Below are 16828 nucleotides of genomic sequence, written 5' to 3'. Positions count from 1 at the left end.
TTTTTTTTGTGGCTCTTTTGAGAAGTATAAAAAACACCATGAAAGCCGCATCACACGGGGCTTTGTGGCTGAATAACCACTATCGAGGCGCTACTTCGAGTGAATGATTGTGCGCAGCAACAATATTCTTGCGGCCAAAGACGCGCTTGAATTAAATTGGCGCCTTGTTTTTAAAGTTGGCGTCTGCGAGACATCCAGACGATGCGGCCATGACCGCTGCCGGCAATGGGGCAGCAGGGACGGAGCCAGCGACGCCAGGAGCGGAGGGACATCCGCTCGCGCTGCCGCACCAGAAAGGTGCAGGCGACTGCACAGCGCCGCAAGAAGAAATACCGGGGACAACCATTCTTCGCATTACTTTTTAACTTCTGGGGAACTCTTCATGATCAAAATGTCCAAGATGCACAAGCGTCTGTGCGCCAAAAGCGCCGCCATGCTTGCCCTTTCCGCAGCCCTGCCGATCGGCACGGCTTACGCTGACGAGGCCGCTGCAGATGCAACGCCTGCCGCCAGCCAGCTTGAAACCGTGACCGTCACGGCCCAGCGCCGCAAGGAAAACATCCGCGACGTGCCCGTTTCCGTATCGATGCTGACCGCCCAAAAGCTGGACGTCATCGTCTCGGGCGGCCAGGATATCCGCATGCTGGCCGGCAAAGTGCCGAGCCTGAACGTGGAGTCGTCGAACGGCCGTACTTTCCCGCGCTTCTACATCCGTGGCTACGGCAATACCGACTTCAATATCTTCGCATCGCAGCCTGTGTCCCTGATCTACGACGATGTCGTGCAAGAAAACCCCATCCTCAAGGGTTACCCGATCTTCGACGTGGCCAACGTGGAAGTGCTGCGCGGCCCGCAAGGCACCCTGTTCGGCCGCAATACCCCGGCCGGCGTGGTCAAGTTCGAATCGGCCAAGCCGAGCCTGGAGAAGGTCGAAGGCTATTACAGCGGCTCGGTCGCCACCCACAACACCATCAACGCCGAAGGCGCCGTCAACGTACCGCTGAGCAAGGAATGGGCGCTGCGCTTCTCGACCCTGCGCCAGCACCGCGACGACTACGTCGACAATACCTTTACTGGCCAGAAAGACTCGCTGGACGGCTACAACGAACATGCCGAACGCGTGCAGTTGATGTATGCACCGAACACCACCTTCAATGCCCTGTTCAATGTACACCAGCGCAATACCACCGGCAGCGCACGCATTTTCTACGCCAACGCCATCCGTCCTGGCAGCAATGACCTGGTCGACGGCTTCGATCCGAACAAATCGTTCACCAACGCACCGAACTTCCAGAACCTGCGTACCAATGGCGCCAGCGCCCGCCTGAGCTGGGACCTGGACGGCGTGAAACTGTATTCGATTACAGGTTTCGAACATGTCGGCAGCTATCTGTCGCACGGCGATATCGACGGCGGCGCACCTGGCATGACACCAGCAATTCCATTCAACGTGGAAACGGCCGGCGGCATCAGCAGCGTGAAACAGTACTCGCAGGAATTCCGCGCCGAATCGAAAAATGCCGGTCCGCTGAACTGGCAGGCTGGTGTGTACTACTTTAACGAAGACGCCAACGGTTTCTCGGACACCTACACCACCGACACCCACGTGCTCGCTTCGCACCTGGCCAGCCGCCAGAAAAACACCGCGTGGGCGACCTTCGGTTCGGTCAACTACGCTGTCAACGACGCCTTCATGCTGCGCGCCGGCCTGCGCTACACGAAGGACAAGAAAGATTTCGACACCGTGGTGGCCGACCGCGTGGTACAGGTCAACCCGACCAGCGCCGATGTCAGCAAATCGAAGGTCAACTGGGACCTGAGCGGCACCTATAAATACACCAAGGACGTCAGCTTCTACGGCCGCGTGGCGACCGGTTTCCGTGCGCCAAGTATTGCCCCGGCCAGCACCAGCGTGCCGGTTACCGTGGCCGATGCCGAAACCATTACCTCGTATGAAGCCGGTGTAAAAGCCGACCTGTTCGACCGTCGCGCCCGCGTTGCTTTCAGCGTCTATGACTACCAGGTCAAGAACCAGCAGCTGACGGTGGTGGGCGGTAACTCGAACGTCACGCGCCTGATCAACGCCGCCAAGACCAATGGCCGCGGCGCCGAGCTGGAGCTGGAAGGTTTTGTCACGCCTAGCCTGAAAATGTCGCTTGGCGGCAGCTATAACTTTACGGAAATCGACGACCCGACCCTGTCGGTGGCCACCTGCCGCAGCTGCATCGTGACCGATCCGCGCAATGCGGCCGGCAACGCCATTATCAACGGCAACGCACTGCCGCAAGCGCCGAAATGGACCGTGACCGCCACCGGCCGCTATTCGATTCCGATGGAAAACGGCGAGTTCTATGTCTACACCGACTGGTCGTACCGCAGCAAGATCAACTTCTTCCTGTATGAGTCCACCGAATTCACCGGCAAGGCTCTGCTCGAAGGCGGCCTGCGTGCAGGTTACATCTTCCAGGACGGCAAGTATGAAGTGGCTGCCTTCGGCCGCAACATCACCGACACCAAGCGCGTCACCGGCGCCATCGACTTCAACAACCTGACCGGCTTTATCAACGAGCCACGCCAGTTTGGTGTTCAGTTCAAAGGCAACTTCTAATTGCCGATTTCAGGCGCCAGCCCTTGCGGCTGGTGTCTGCTTTGAACCCGTTACGGTTTGCGCCGTCGCGGGTTTTTTTATGGCTGCCTGGAAAGCCGCTGTGCCCAGGCCGGTATTGCCCGCCGCCAGAAGTCGTCAAGGCTGCCGGCTTGTAGGTCAAGACCCAGGAAGCGCGCCGCCGGCAGCAGGGCCGAGGCCAGCAACTCGGCTGGGGAAGTGCCGGTATCGAAGGCCAGCGCCCCGGTCTGTTTCGACAGTTTTTCACCGAACGCGTTATTGACCACCGGCACATGCAGATAGCCGGGATGGGGCAAGCCCAGCACATCCTGCAGATACAGCTGGCGCGGCGTCGAATCGAGCAAGTCGGCCCCGCGCACCACCTGCGTGATGCCCTGGTCGGCATCATCGACCACCACCGCCAGCTGATAGGCCCAATAGCCGTCGCCGCGCAGTACGATGAAGTCGCCCACCTCGCTGGCCAGATCCTGCCTCACCTCGCCATGCCAGCGGTCGACAAAGCCGTACACGGCCGCAGCGCCCTCAGGCACCCGTAGCCGCAGCGCCCGCGCCGCCTTGCCGTGCGCCAGCCCATGGCGGCAAGTACCCGGATACACGGCCGCACCATTTTTCGCCAGACCCGCCTGCAGCACCGAGTCCTGTATCTCCTTGCGCGAACAGCCGCAGGCATACACCAGCCCGTCATCCTGCAAGCGCCTGAGCGCCGCCTGATACAGCGGCAGCCGCCGGCTCTGCCACGTCGCCTCGCCATCCCACGCCATGCCGCAGCGCAGCAAGCTGGCCAGGATGGCCGCATCGGCACCGTCCACATTGCGATCGTAATCAAGATCCTCAATGCGCAGCAGCCACGCGCCCTGATGCACCTTGGCATCGAGATAGCTGGCCATGGCAGCCACCAGTGAGCCCATGTGTAGCGGACCTGAGGGGGATGGGGCGAAGCGGCCGATGTAGGGGACGGTGGAGGAGGGCATGGTGGTGACAGTTGCTGGTGCTGTGTTGCTGAGGGTGGGAGCTTGGCGACAGCGGCAAGTATCGGGCAGGGCGGTGGGCAAGTCAAATTTTGAGCTGTCCTTGATGTGGACTAATTGATAATCAGATGTGTGACATTATCTTCAATATATGAAATTTCCTCTCTGCAATAATACGGATCATTCAATTCTCTGAAATGTAGATCCTTGTCGAATTCGGTTATTCTGAACTTGTTACTCAGGAGCGCTACAATGCTCCCCTGTTCTGGCCAGTCTGAGTAATTCAATCTTGTCAATGAATTTCCCAAGGAAGTTTCATGCAGAAGACATATTTTTAATTTTTCGGGTAGTTTCTTCAATAAAATCAGCCATCCTATCTCACTTGACTTTGGAAAGAAACAATCACTATTTTTTATGAATTCTATTATTCTTTTTTGTACCTCGATGGATTTATCGATATTGATCAATGGTTTTGAAGTATCATTTTTTCTCGACATGATGAGTTGATCCTCTGAGTATTTTGTATTGCAAAATTATGCATGATGAAGACACTTTTACATCATGCTGTACGATAATGCTTTCCCATGGGAATTGGAATACTATCTCTGATAGTCCTTTTGTTTTGCCGGGAATGCCACTCTTCTTTTGAATTTTTTTGACGAGCGATGATTCAATGATGCCGTTGCCGACAGAATTATTTTCAAAATAGTATATCGTGACATAATCTATTTTTGAGAAGGTTTCTTTTAAAGAAATCATCTCAACGACATGTTCGTCTACCCATCCGTTGATATCAAAAATAAAAATTCCAGGCTCAGGTGTGCTGGGTTTGATAAGGAATTTATTGATAATTCTGTTCGCGACATCGTTTGCTGAGGTTTTGTTCGATAATGCAATATCTCCATTTATGCGCAATAATCCATCGATAAAATCAAAAGCATAACTTGGAATTTTAAATTTTTTCATTTTTATTATGCGTAATTTTTATTGATGTATTTTCATGTAACTATTGCATTGCTTCAGCACGGTTCGTAAAGAAAAATATTGTTCCCCATAGGATCTTCCAAGTTTAAAAAACTTGCGTAGGGCACCTCTACATAATCGATGAAAAAAGCAGTTTTTTCCAGTCGTTCCTTGAGTGCGTCAATGTTTCTTGCTGGCAAGGTGAATAGATTGATGGTCCCACCTTTCGCACCTATGCGAGTTGCCTGCTCAGTGCTTGACGGATGCATGAATTCTATCGAGAATTTTTTGTTGTAGTTGTGCGCCATTGTTAGCCGGCGACTGGGTCCTGAATCAAACTGAGTAATGCTATCCATCGTGACAAAAAATCCAAGATTATTAATGTAGAATTTTTTCGCTTCATCAAAATTCAGGCAAAGTATTTGAATATTTATTGATCCTAGAATGTGAGCATTTTTATTATTTTCCATTGTCTTAAATTTTTAAGGACTATTTTTTCTTATTGTTAATGGAGAACTAGTTGTACCTGCAAATTATTGATGTGGTTAAATTGTGAGGATCATAAAAAGCATCTATTTCTCCCCATGAATGCTTTTGAGGGAGAGATATTTTAAATTTATTCAGGAACCATAGTCTCATCTTTTTTGTATATTTTCCTTCAGGCTTTGATTGAAATCCATTCATGCAGTTTTCAGGTCCTAAATCCCAAAATTTTATAAGCCCATCATCTTTTTCAAAGTAGCAAATTATTATTATATTGATTCTATCTATTTCATTTTCTTTGAGTGTTATTTTGTATGCCATTATTTCTTCTTCATTTTTAATCCATCCATTCCAGTTTTGATTTTTTGAAACCAAGTCATTCCTTCTCATTTTATTGAATAATGTAATTGAATTGGATATTTTTAGTGTTCCGTTTTCTGTATTTAAGTTCATATTTTATTTCATTCTTATTTTTGGGCCAATTTTGACAATCTTTGTTTTAAAGTCGGATAGAAAAAATTGTTGGCCTCCACCTTGCCCAAAAATTTTGGTATCCTGAGCTGATGCGATACTTGTTGCTACGCAAGTGTCTTTTTTAACTCTGTAAGCTTGGACATCCGGGCGATAGCCAAATTGTCGATGTGGTAATATTTGCAATAGTTCACCTAGTTTTGATTTGCTATTTGCTGATTTTTGTAAGGTACTATCATCAAAGTAAAAGCCTGACTGACCTGGGAGCCCTCCATAAATTATTGTATTGGCTTTTAGAACGGTATTTGTCCAAGTATCTCTACCTTTATATATACCATGTCCTTGCCATTGTCTTGCCCAAGCAGCAGGATTTTTTCCAATACATGGATCGCAGCTTGTATTTTTACTACATTTTTTTGATAATCCAAGAGGGTCTACCCAGTCGACTGGATTTGTGGCATATCTATAAGTATTTAATCCACCTAGTAAGCCAATTGGGTCTTTTGTAAGATATCGCCCAATATGTGCGTCGTAATAGCGATATCGATTGTATGCAAGCCCTGTTTCGTCATCTTCATATTGACCTTGAAAACGTATAGCTTGATGAGAATTTTCGATGTCAGTGGCGTGTAGAATACCCCATGCCTTGTAACGTGCGCTCCATACCACCTTGCCGAGCGCATCTGTCATTTCCCGAGGAGTACCCAATTGATCACAGTTATAGCGATCAATCCAATTTTGTTTGCTTAAGTCTGTGGCATCCGACTGAATTTTTTGCCAACTCGTTTGATACAGAGCACAGTCTTTAGCCTGTATTTTCGCTATTAATTTCTGCTTATCGAAATTCTTTATTGTGATTGGGAAATCCCAAGCATTAACATTCGAAAGATGTATTGATTGCCCATCCTTCATGTCGATGCCTTCAGAGCGTATCCTCGCCAGCGGCACAAAACTCTCCGGCTCATACAGATATGTGACCGTCTCGTCCTGCCCAAGTTCCTGCGCCAGTGTGTCGCCATCCCACACAAACAGCGTCGTGGTACTGCTGGTTTGTACGGGCTGATCGGTGGCGATATCCTGCTGATTGCCCCATTGCTCCAACTCAACGCGTTTGGCGATACGGCGGCTGAAGGCGTCGTAGAAGTATTGCGCGCGATGTCGCGTCTGGCGCTGCGTGCGCGTGGCGTGGCTGATGCGGTTTTCGGCGTCGTATTCCAGCTTCAGGTCGCTCCAGGTCGACTCTCTGCCGGGTGGATGGAAGTGCTTGCGCGTGGTGTTGCCCTGTTCGTCGTAGTCGTAGCTGAAGTCGCCGTAGGTGCGCAGCAGGTTGCCGGTGATGGCCGGGAGCTGGGCGCCGGCGGCTGGGGTGGCGTCGATCATATTGCCGGCGGGGTCGAAGGCGAAGCGTTCCACCAGGCCAGGCTGTACGGCGGACAGCAATTGCCCTAGCGGGTCGTAGGTGTACTGCAGGTTGCCCAGTGGTCCGTTGGCCGTCTGTCCGGTCTGGGCGATGGTCGTCAGGTTGCCCGATGCGTCGTAGTGAAAGCGGCGTTCGCGCAAGGGGGAAGGGTTATCCATGCCGCGCGCCAGGGTCATTTGCGTGAGCCGCGATTGGGCGTCGTACTGGCGCGTGGCGATCAGGCCGCTGTTGCCCAGGGTGCGCTGTTTTTCGCGGTGCAGGCTGTCGCGCTCCACATCGACCACGGTCTGGCCCTGCCACAGCACGCCGTGCCAGTGGCCGGAACCGTAGCGCAGGGTGTCGATGCGGCGGCCGTTCGGCAGAATGGTCTGGATGCGGTTGCCCAGCTCGTCATAAGCGTGTGTCATGACAAAGCTGGCGTCCGGTGTGCGCGGGGCGTTGGGCAGCCTGCCGATGTCGGGTAGCGATTGCAGGTAATACGCGCTGCGTTCCTCGGTCAGCTGGCCCAGCGCGTCGTGGAAGAAACGCTGCTCCGCTTGCGGCGAGGACACGGCGACCAGGCGGCCGAGCGCATTGTAGGCGTAGCGCACCACGCCCTCCGCCGTGGTTTTTGCCTGGAGCAAGCCCAGCGCATTGCGCAACAGTTCGGTGCGCTGCGTTCCGCTTTGAAAGGCCGTCAGGTTGCCGGCGCGGTCATAAATGTACTCGGTGTGCTTGCCATCGAAACCGGTCTCCGTTTCCAGCCAGCCTTCGGCGTGGTAGCTCAAGCGGTAGCTTTCTCCCTTGGAGTTGATCAATTCGGTCAGTTGCAGCGCGTCGTCATAACGGTAGCGCAGGGCCTGGCCCATGGCGTCCTTGCGTTCGATGGGCAGGCCTTGGCCGTTGTAGCGGTAGCGCGTCTGGTGGCCGGCGGCGTCCGTGTGTAGCACCAGGTTGCCGTCCGCATCGTAGCGGTATTGCTCGGCTGCGCCGCCGGGCGACGCCAGCCGTATCAATCGGCCCAAGGCGTCATAGTCATAGGTGGTCGCGTGGCCCATCGCGTCATTCGTGGAGATCAGCCGTCCTTGCTTGTCGTAGGCGTAGTCACTGGTATGGCCCGAGCAGTCGGTAAAGCTTGTCAGCAAGCCTTGCCGGTTGTAGCGAAACTGCTTGCTGCCGCCTTTGGCATCGATCAATTCGCTGACCTGGCCGCGCTGGTTGTAGCGGTATTGCGTGACATGGCCCAGTGCATCGCTAATGCTGACAGAGCGGCCGGCATCGTCGTATTCGCGCCGGGTGATATTGCCAAGGGCATCGGTAAAGAGCACCGGCTGATTGCTCTCGTCGTAGGCAATTGTGCTGCGATTGCCCAGTGCGTCGGTGCTGCTGAGCAGGTTGCCCGCGGCATCGTAGGCATAGCGCGTGGCCGCGCCGTTGGCGTCGATGTCGGCCAGCAGCATGCCGTCACGATCCCACTCGCGCCGGCCCAGCGTCACCGCCTGGCCATGGTCGATGCGGCGCACTTCGGTGATCAGCCAGTTGGCGTCAAATACGTAGTCGTGCGTGCTGCCGTTTTCCGTGACGCGGCTGGTGTCGTTATCGAGGTAAGCAATTTGCGTAAGCTCGCTGCCATCGCCGGCCCGCGTGGCGGTGGCACGGGCCTGGTAGCTGTTGCCGGCCGTGATGGGATAAGCTTCCAGCAACTCACGGTCGCTCAAGTGGCTGCCGCCCCAGCGTGCGCGCAGGGCGTCCAGGCTGATCCATTCCAGTTCGTGGGCAAAACCCGCATAGCTGCTGCAGGCTCTCAGCAGGTGGTGGCGATAGGTGTAATGGCGTGCGTCGCCCAGGGCATTTTCCTGGCTGGCCAGATCGAAATGTGTTGCTGCTTCGTTCGCGCCGGCGGCATAGCGGTAGCGCACATGGCGGACGCGGCTGCCGTCACGGAGCACTTCCTCAATGCTGCCGATACGGGCAGGTACGCTGTCGTCCAGACGCAGGGCCTCGACCATGGTTTCGTCATCGGTACACAGGCGCAGCAGCACGGCGCCCGCTTTGGCCGCACGAAAGTGTTCGATGCTGACGCCACGGCCGTCGCGCCCTTCGCTACGGACCAGTTCAAAACGTTCTGTCTTGAGCGGTGCCGATGGCGCCAGCATGGCGTTGACGCCGTTGTAGCCATGTGGCAGCCAGCCGTCAGCGCCACGCGTGAAGCGGTCGAGGCTGCCATTGCGCCATAGCAAAGTAAAAGTGTCGGCGCCGTCGCGCGCCAGGACAAAGCCTTCCTTGCGGCTGTCGTATTGCTGGCCGACTGCCAGTAGCGGCAGGCGCAGCGCGCGGCCGCTGTCGTCGTGGTAGACGATGCCGGCGTCGCACAGCGACAGCGCGGTGGTGTACGGAGTGGCCCAGCGCGCACCCAGCGGGCCCCAGTCCTCACATTCGGCACCCGAGCGGTAGCAGCGGGTCCAGACGATGGGAATGGCACCTTCCAGCGCGAAATCGGTCTGGTACATGATTTCCTGGCCGGTGCCGAAATGCACCGGCTTGCGGCTCTTGGCCGGCTTGTTGCCCGGGCCGCTATTTTTCGGACAGCAATCGGACGGCGCCTCGGATTTGGGTTCTTTCTTGCCGCGACTTTTGCCGTCGTCGCCGCCGTTTTTCGGTGGGGGCTTGTCGAGCTTGGGTGGTTGCTTGACAGGTTTTTTTCCAGCCAGTTTTTCCTTGATTGTCTTGTTCGCAGACGACACCTTCTTGCCAAAGAACTTGCCCAATAGACTTCCGCCAGGAATTCTGTTCAGCATGGCCTTCAGCACCAGCGTCTCTGCAGTATTGGTGGCGATGTTGACTGCGGTATTGACCACGTCCGGCGTCTTGCCGGTCAAGACATAGTCAGCAGCCTGGTCCAGCACCGTGGCTGATGCCTCGACGGCGGTGCCGCCAGCGACCGTTGCGCCACCGACGACCGCGCCGGTGGCCGCCGCCGTTTCCATTGCAGCGGCGGCTGGCAGTCCAACACCGGTTGCCGCCACCGTCGCGCCTGCCACACCCACCACTGCGCTGCCGGTCAAGATGGTGCCGCCCACCTCCACCATGTCGTCTGCCGCGCCATGCATTTTTTTCGAGCCATGATCTTTGTAGTCTTGCGCCAGCTCTTGCACCTTCTGGCTCAAGGCAGTCAATACCGGCCGCGCCGCCTCCCCACCGCGCTCATAAATCTTGCCCACCGTATTGCGCGCATTCATCCACACTTCGCGCCCCACCTGTACCAGGTCGGCACCGTTGGCGTGATGGATGGGGCTGGCCACTTTGGTATCGACCTGCTTGCCGACCGTGCCGCTCTTGATGCCGCCGGCCTTGCCCGGCGCGTCGCCGGTGACGCTGGGGATAATGCTGCGCTGGTGCAGGATCACCGGTTCGCTGTGCGACTTGACATTTGGCGAGGCATTTTGTGCGCCAGAAAATTCGCCGATGATGGTGTAGGGCAGTGGTGGCGTGCTGGAGCCGACCGGGGTCTTGCAGATGTCCGGTGTCAGGCTGACGCAATAGAAGCGCGCGGATTTGGTGACGGTTTCATTCGTCATGGGGCTGCCTCGGCCAGCGCTTCCTGGGCCTGCTCCAGCAGCGCGATCCTGGCGATCTGTCCGGGTTCGCTCACATGCATCAGGCGTGCCGCCACCTGGCCCGCATCGGCCGGCACAATGGCGCGCCAGACCAGTTCCACCGTACTAGCATCGGTATCGATCAGCACCGTATCGATCTTCAGGCGCAGTACCAATAATTGATCGTGCGCGTCGGCAAGCAGCAGGAACAGCACTTGTTGCGGCACGGTAAAGCGCAGCACGGTATTGCCGATGCGGTCGGCGCGGGCGGATGGATGGTCATGGCGGCACAGATTGGTGAGGGTAAATTGCTCCAGCCCGGCCAGATGCACGCATTGCTGGTCGGCCGGCGCGCAGTTCCAGTACGCAAAATCGAAGTCTTCCGGCAGCATCGGCACCTCGTCCTCGTCCCATTGCTCTTTTTCCTTGATGCTGCCGGCCAAACTGCGGCGTGGCAGCCAGCCACGGCCAATCTGCGCCAGCCCGGCCGGCGGCGGCAGGTCCTTGCCGGCCGCGCCCTGCCAGAATTGTTCGGCGGTGCACGGTTGCTTCGGATAGCAAATCCGTGGCGCTGGCACCGTGACGATCTGTTGCGCATCCAGATACCAATGCCGCGCAAAGCCGCGCCCAAGCGGATTGGTGTCGCAAGACTCATGTTGCTTGCCGTCCTTGATATCGAGCCGGCATTGGCCGCCGTAGGCATACGCATAGTGCAGCGGCAACTGCACGAATTTTTCCGGTGCGCTCAAGCGCCAGGGATTCGGGCGCAGCAAGCCCAGGGTGGCGGCGCGGGCGCAGCCTTGCGCCAGGCGCTTGAGCACCGCTTTCTTGTGAAAAACGCGTTCGCCGCAGACGGTCAAGGTCTTGTCGATCACCGTTTTTCCGGCCGCCGCCAGCCGGAGGTTGACGGCGAACTTTTCCATCGCCAGGCCCAGCGGCACATGGGCCGCGCCATTGACGATCACGTCGCAGTGCGGCTTGTACGGTGCAAAATCGCTTTCCTGTACGGTACCGGACCCGGTGTCGTCGCCAAGGTGGCGGTCTTCCGTGAGCAGTGGCGCCGGCCGGGAGAAGGGCTGCAGCGGGGCCACGCCATCGGCGCCGCAAGGGCCAAGCGTGTAGGCCATGCGCGCCACCACCACATGGAAGCCCATTCCAAACTGGTCGACCATGTCGAACTGGCTGGCGGCAAGCGCCGTGCGGTTGTCGAAGACCAGGTTGGGAAGATTGAAATGTGGCGTGCCCGGTGCGCTCATGGTCAATCCGGGTTGTTGTCGATATCGTCGCCGTGCAGTTGCACCTTGCTGCGGCCACGGATGATGATTTCATCAGCGGTCAGCTCGATGCGCCCCGGCGTAATCGTGATGGTGGAGGTGCCCACGGTGACGGTATGCGATTCGCCGGCGGTCAGCATGCTGGCAGAGCCCACATCCACGCTCTTCGCCAAGCCCACCTGTTCCGTTTGCGCCAGCGCCACTGTGGTATTCATGGCGCCCAGTACCGTGGTCTGGTAGGCCGCGCCGATGCTTAAAGTCTTGGCCAGGCCGATGGTTTCTTCCTTGGCCAGCTTGACCCGCTCCGAGCGGAAGCCGTCGATCTGCACCTGTTCATTGCCGTGCACATGTTCGCGGCGATTGCGGCCGATGTCGATATGCTCGTCGCGGTCGACTTTTTCCTTGCGGTTGTTATGCACGGTAATCGTCTCATCGCGCCCCACCGTCTCGGTTCGGTCGCGCTTGACCTGCACGGTTTCATCGCGGTCGACGCTCTTGCGGCGGTCGTTGCCGACCCAGTGCGATTCATCGTGTTCGACCTCGATGCGCTGGTCTTTTTCGGCGTGCAGCCAGAGTTCTTCCGCGCCTTTGCGGTCTTCGAAGCGCAGCGCATTGGCGTGCGAGCTAGTGCCGCTTTTTGACGAGCGGCTCAGCATGCCGCTCTGGGTTTTGTTGGCGGGCAAGTTCCAGGGCGGCATATTGCGCTCGTTGTAGACGCAGCCGATGATGATGGGCATGGACACATTGCCGTCCAAAAATTGCACCACCACTTCCATGCCGACCCGGGGCAGGCTGATGTGGCCGAAGTTGGCGCCGGCCCAGCTCGAGACGACCCGTATCCACGGCGAGCTCTTGTCGTCGAAGGTGCCCAGGCGGTCCCAGTGAAATTGCACCTTGACCCGGCCATAGCCGTCGGTATGGATTTCCTCGCCGGGCGGGCCGACCACGGTGGCCGTTTGCACGCCGGCTATGCGCACCTCGTGGCTGTGAAAATGGCGGCCAGGGCGCCAGGGTGTGTCGCGTGGCAGGCAGGTAAAACTGTTGCTGTAGTGCGAGCTGGCGTTGCTGCCTTGCTGGTAGTTATTGCTGGCGTGATGGCGCACGGAAATGATCAGGTATTCGGTGTCCGCTTTGCCTGCGCCGCCATCGAAATGGCCGCTGAGGGTGAACCAGCGGCCCGGCTGGGCCGTACGGTCGTTGCCTTGCGCCTGAAACAACTGGCCCTGGGCGTCGATCTCTTCCATGCGCCGTCTGGCAAGCAGCTCGCCGTCGTCGATATTCCTGAACCCGTAACTGCCCGTGTTTTCATACACTTCCAGCTGCGGCACGGCGCCTTGCCGGTTCAGCGAGTCGCCGCTGGCGCGGGCGCTGCGCGGGTTCTTGAAGTTGAAACTGGCGACCGTCATCTTGCCCGGCGCCATGCGCCGCACGCAGCTCCAGTCATGCACGCCATCGTCTTCCAGGCTGCCGGCCTGGTGCTGGAAGGGCATGCTGCTGATCTCGCCATCGATGGGCTGGCCGCCGGTAGTATCGTCGGACAGCCACAGCGTATGGCCGTCGTGCCGGTGTTCATAGCGGTAGTGCCAGCCCAGCTGCTCCCAGTGGCGGTGCAGCAGGTTATGGTCGCTTTCGCGGTACTGGCAGATATACGTGATGAGCGGGTCGGGGCCGCCGGCGGCCAGCTTGTAGTCGCGCATCAGGTAGTCGTTGAAAACCAGTTCCGTCAGGTCCGCCACCGTCTTGCCATGGAAGGCCACGTTGTTGTGGCGCAGGCGCAAATGGCTGAGCCAGGGTTCCAGCACCATCTCGTAAAAGGCGAAGCCGCCGTCGGTGCGCAGGAAGCGGAACTCGAATACATGGCCATTGAAGTAGCGCAAGCTGCCGTCTTCGCGGACCAGTTCGACGCTGACCATCTTGCCCATCAGCGCAGTGAGCGGAATGGCGGCGTTATCGGACAGCACTTCCACCACAAAGGAAAAATCGCGCGACAGGCTTTCGCTGGCGTCGAGTGCATTGGCCAGCAGCAAGGTGTCGTTCGGTGCGTCGCCTTGCGGAAAGCGCAGCCGCAGCAGGCGGTCGCCCTGCATGTCGCCGAGCAGCGCTGTCAGGCGTTCAGCCGCGTCCTGGAACAAATTCATGCTTGCCTCTTGATAGATGGATATGGAGACCGGAGCGGTGCTATCAGATGCAGCCGGTAATGCATGTCATCGCGATGCGTGCCGGGCTTGCAATGACCGAGAAAACTGTCGCAGCCCAGGCCCGCCTGCGCGCCACCCAAGGTCACGCCATGCACCGCATCGGCGTGCAGCAGCAGGACTATGTCGTAGTGCAATAACGGCTGGCCGAACAGCCTGAGCATGGCTTGCAGCCGCACGCTGGCGGTGGCGCCCGGCAAAAAGCTGGCGTACTGCGCCGCGCTCAAGGGACCGATGCGCAGGCGCAGCGCCAGGTCCGGCCGATGGCAGCGCTCGCCCAGCATGGCGCGCTGCCCCAGCACTGCGTTGGCGCCACCGAGCGCCGTCTGTTCGCGCGGCGCCAGCGGCTCCATCGTTCCGGTGTTTTCCGCGATGTCGAAGGGCACGCCGAAGTGATCGCCGAGAATGCGCGCCATTACCAGCGACGACACATTGTTTTGCTGCAGCAGGCCGCTGTACAGGCCGATGACGTCGGCCGGCATGCCGATGGCGTCGTGCGATGCGCCCGCCAGCGCCAGCAGGCAGGGCAGCAAGGTCGTGTGCACGGGGGCATGCTCGATCCGGTATTTTTCCCAGGCCTGGTAAAACAGGGCCACGGCGCGGCTGGAGAACATGGCGAGAAAGGCGCGCGTACCAGCATCGGCTTCGCCGGCGATCCGTTCCGAATAATGGTTGGGCAGGCTGCCGTGCATGCCCAGGAAACCCATGAAGGTGGGCGTCAGGTGTATCTTCGGCGCGTCGCCAGAGAGCAGCGCTTGCAGCAACTGTTGCGCGTCATGCAGGCCGGCCGCCGACAGCGATTCGATCTGGCCGGCCGGAAACGTCATCGACACGCTGTTGTCGAAGCGCACCAGCCTGACCAGCGCGTCGGCTGGCGGCACGCCGTGTGCGTGCAGCCAGCCCAGCAGCAGGCGCAGCGCCTGGCAGCAGTCGAAACGCTGCGGCGCGTCCAGCAATTGCTGGATCACGCTGGCGTACTGTCGGCGTAGCGGGCTGGGCATCGTACGAGTTCCTCGCCACTGCGCTGCGACACCAGCGACAGGCGGCTGAAGCAGTTGAGCTGGCTGTTCATGGCGAAATAGCGCTGGATGACCTGGGCGAACACGTGCAGGCTGCTGCCGACAAAGGCCTGCTCATCGATCCCCAGGCGTATCGCCACGCCGGGCATCAGGGTGGGGAAGGGCTGCGTGTCGATCCAGTCGCGCGTGCTGCCGTGCTCCAGGCTGGTGATGCCGTCGATCAGCCGCTGCGTGGCGGGTGAGCGCGGCAGGTCGTACAGGCTGAGCATTTTCTGGAACGGCGCCAGGCCCGCTTGCGTCAGGGCCGAGTAATTCAGGGACAGGTGCGCGATCAGGCGCCAGTGCGCGCTGTTGCCGGTGTCAAATCGGTGGCTGGCAGTGGGTTTGCGCAGGAAGTGGATTGGCATGCCGTCAGGAACTTCTTCGGCTTTCAGGTCGCCGCCCGGCAAGCCGCAGGGCAAGCGGCTGGGCAGGTCGCGGTTGCTGCACAGCAGCTCGGTCGAGACGGTGGCAAACGCGGCTGACTCGGCCGAGAACTGTGGATCGATCAGGGTCAGCCGTACTTCATGGCCGGGGCTGACGGCCGCCACGGTCTCGTCGCGACGCGTCAGCCAGTAGTGGCCCAGGTCGCCGCTGCGGGCGTCATGCAGGGGCAGGAAAGAGCTCAGCCGCTCGCCGGCGGCGTCCTTGCGCAACATGGTGACGCTGGCGATGCTGTAGATATCGTAGCTGCCGGCGTGGGTGGCGTCGGCCAGCAGGGCCGCATCGGCTTCGGTATGCGTGAGGCGGATCGGCACGCCCGGCTTGGCGAACAGATTGACTACCGGCGTGCAGCCGAGCAGCAGGTTGCCAGCATGCACGCCGGCCAGCAGGCGCGCCGCATGGCTGTCGCTGCGCAGGTTTTTGAGCGGCAAGTGCAGGGTGAACTGGTGCGTGTTTTTGGGCAACAGTGCCGCCAGCAGCGGCCAGGCGATATCGACAAAATGGAACTTGTCGGGAAAGGCAAAATATTCGGTCAGCAGGCGCTGCGCCGGATGCGCGCGGGGCGAGCACGGGATCAAGGCATCCTGATCGGTATAGCCGGCCGGCAGCAAGACGTCACCGTCGACCGCCAGCCAGGGACCATGCTGGTCCAGCGCCACATACGCGCCGGCGCCGCGCAGGAACAGCGCGTCGAGCAGGGCCGCGCGCAAGGACGCTTCGCCGTCGACAAACACACGCAGCTGCTGCAAGCCCGTTTGCTGCAGATCAAAATGTTCGCTGGTGCTGGCAAACACGATGCTGAGCAGGGCGCTGGCGCCCTCGTGCAGGCGCACGCCTGGCGGCGCATCGATAATCGCTGAAAAGCGCAACTGCGTGATGGCCAGCGGCGCGATGGTCACGTCGAAGCTGGTGCTGAATTTGCAGGCCACACTCTGCACTGGCAGCGAGCGCAGCACGGTGCCGCGCGCGATGGTGGCGACCTGGCTTGCCGCTTGCGCTTCGTTCTGGGCGATGCGGACGATGGCGCACGAGGGAAATGGCCGCAAGTAATGCGGGTACAGCGTTTCCAGCAAGGACTCGGTGAACTGCGGATAGTCGTCGTCGAGGCGCTTGGCGATGCGCGCCGTGAGCAGGGCGAAGGACTGTACCAGCCGTTCGACATGCGGGTCTTCGCAGCTGTCGCCGGCAATCAGCAAGCGGCCGGCGGCACGCGGAAAACGGCTGGAAAATTCACGCGTGTACTGGCGAAACAAGCCCAGTTCGCGTTCGTAATACGGCAGTAGCTGTTCCATGATCGCCTTCTTTGCCAGCTGGAAAACTCCATGCTGGCATCAGAGGCGATCACCGATAT

10 protein-coding genes are annotated in these 16828 nt (G+C 58.4%); 1 reads left to right on the top strand and 9 read right to left on the bottom strand.

What is annotated here, in order from left to right:
- The first annotated feature begins 382 nt into the window (after nucleotides 1-382).
- Nucleotides 383-2608, top strand: coding sequence for a TonB-dependent receptor (locus ACQ4WM_RS11965; protein WP_436546890.1), 2226 nt, complete (start codon nucleotides 383-385; stop codon nucleotides 2606-2608).
- 77 nt (nucleotides 2609-2685) lie between these two features.
- Here the strand turns inward: ACQ4WM_RS11965 and gluQRS are convergent, their stop codons facing one another.
- The 9 genes from gluQRS to tssF form a co-directional block, all read right to left on the bottom strand.
- Nucleotides 2686-3597 carry a tRNA glutamyl-Q(34) synthetase GluQRS gene (gene gluQRS, locus ACQ4WM_RS11960; protein ID WP_436546889.1) on the bottom strand — a complete coding sequence of 304 codons (912 nt, stop codon included), beginning with the start codon at nucleotides 3595-3597 and terminating at the stop codon, nucleotides 2686-2688.
- A gap of 477 nt (nucleotides 3598-4074) precedes the next feature.
- Complete coding sequence (locus ACQ4WM_RS11955; RefSeq protein WP_436546888.1) at nucleotides 4075-4560, bottom strand: hypothetical protein; 486 nt, start codon at nucleotides 4558-4560, stop codon at nucleotides 4075-4077.
- Between the two features lie 53 nt (nucleotides 4561-4613).
- Nucleotides 4614-5027 carry a VOC family protein gene (locus ACQ4WM_RS11950; protein WP_436546887.1) on the bottom strand — a complete coding sequence of 138 codons (414 nt, stop codon included), beginning with the start codon at nucleotides 5025-5027 and terminating at the stop codon, nucleotides 4614-4616.
- A gap of 46 nt (nucleotides 5028-5073) precedes the next feature.
- Nucleotides 5074-5493, bottom strand: a complete 420-nt coding sequence (locus ACQ4WM_RS11945; RefSeq protein ID WP_436546886.1) for a hypothetical protein — start codon at nucleotides 5491-5493, stop codon at nucleotides 5074-5076.
- Nucleotides 5494-5496: 3 nt separating this feature from the next.
- Nucleotides 5497-10488, bottom strand: coding sequence for an RHS repeat-associated core domain-containing protein (locus ACQ4WM_RS11940; RefSeq protein WP_436546885.1), 4992 nt, complete (start codon nucleotides 10486-10488; stop codon nucleotides 5497-5499).
- Nucleotides 10485-11762: a DUF2169 family type VI secretion system accessory protein gene (locus ACQ4WM_RS11935; protein ID WP_436546884.1), complete on the bottom strand. Its 1278-nt coding sequence runs from the start codon at nucleotides 11760-11762 to the stop codon at nucleotides 10485-10487. The genes ACQ4WM_RS11940 and ACQ4WM_RS11935 overlap by 4 nt, the downstream gene beginning before the upstream one ends.
- 2 nt (nucleotides 11763-11764) lie before the next feature.
- Entirely contained in the window at nucleotides 11765-13918 is a 2154-nt protein-coding gene (locus ACQ4WM_RS11930; RefSeq protein WP_436546883.1) for a type VI secretion system Vgr family protein, read from the bottom strand.
- Nucleotides 13915-14976: a type VI secretion system baseplate subunit TssG gene (gene tssG / locus ACQ4WM_RS11925; RefSeq protein WP_436546882.1), complete on the bottom strand. Its 1062-nt coding sequence runs from the start codon at nucleotides 14974-14976 to the stop codon at nucleotides 13915-13917. Before tssG ends, ACQ4WM_RS11930 begins: the two co-directional genes overlap by 4 nt.
- On the bottom strand, nucleotides 14940-16769 hold the full coding sequence (gene tssF, locus ACQ4WM_RS11920; RefSeq protein WP_436546881.1) for a type VI secretion system baseplate subunit TssF: 1830 nt from the start codon (nucleotides 16767-16769) through the stop codon (nucleotides 14940-14942). Before tssF ends, tssG begins: the two co-directional genes overlap by 37 nt.
- Nucleotides 16770-16828 lie beyond the last annotated feature (59 nt).

The organism is Janthinobacterium longum, from assembly GCF_051380735.1.
GTDB lineage: Bacteria > Pseudomonadota > Gammaproteobacteria > Burkholderiales > Burkholderiaceae_D > Janthinobacterium.
The sequence above is the reverse complement of the archived record's forward strand: the minus strand, read 5'-3'. Positions and strand labels throughout refer to the sequence as shown.

Coding starts and splice junctions, on each gene's coding strand:
- ACQ4WM_RS11965 (WP_436546890.1), top strand. CDS start 383: ATGATCAAAATGTCCAAGATGCACAAGCGTCTGTGCGCCAAAAGCGCC.
- gluQRS (WP_436546889.1), bottom strand. CDS start 3,597: ATGCCCTCCTCCACCGTCCCCTACATCGGCCGCTTCGCCCCATCCCCC.
- ACQ4WM_RS11955 (WP_436546888.1), bottom strand. CDS start 4,560: ATGAAAAAATTTAAAATTCCAAGTTATGCTTTTGATTTTATCGATGGA.
- ACQ4WM_RS11950 (WP_436546887.1), bottom strand. CDS start 5,027: ATGGAAAATAATAAAAATGCTCACATTCTAGGATCAATAAATATTCAA.
- ACQ4WM_RS11945 (WP_436546886.1), bottom strand. CDS start 5,493: ATGAACTTAAATACAGAAAACGGAACACTAAAAATATCCAATTCAATT.
- ACQ4WM_RS11940 (WP_436546885.1), bottom strand. CDS start 10,488: ATGACGAATGAAACCGTCACCAAATCCGCGCGCTTCTATTGCGTCAGC.
- ACQ4WM_RS11935 (WP_436546884.1), bottom strand. CDS start 11,762: ATGAGCGCACCGGGCACGCCACATTTCAATCTTCCCAACCTGGTCTTC.
- ACQ4WM_RS11930 (WP_436546883.1), bottom strand. CDS start 13,918: ATGAATTTGTTCCAGGACGCGGCTGAACGCCTGACAGCGCTGCTCGGC.
- tssG (WP_436546882.1), bottom strand. CDS start 14,976: ATGCCCAGCCCGCTACGCCGACAGTACGCCAGCGTGATCCAGCAATTG.
- tssF (WP_436546881.1), bottom strand. CDS start 16,769: ATGGAACAGCTACTGCCGTATTACGAACGCGAACTGGGCTTGTTTCGC.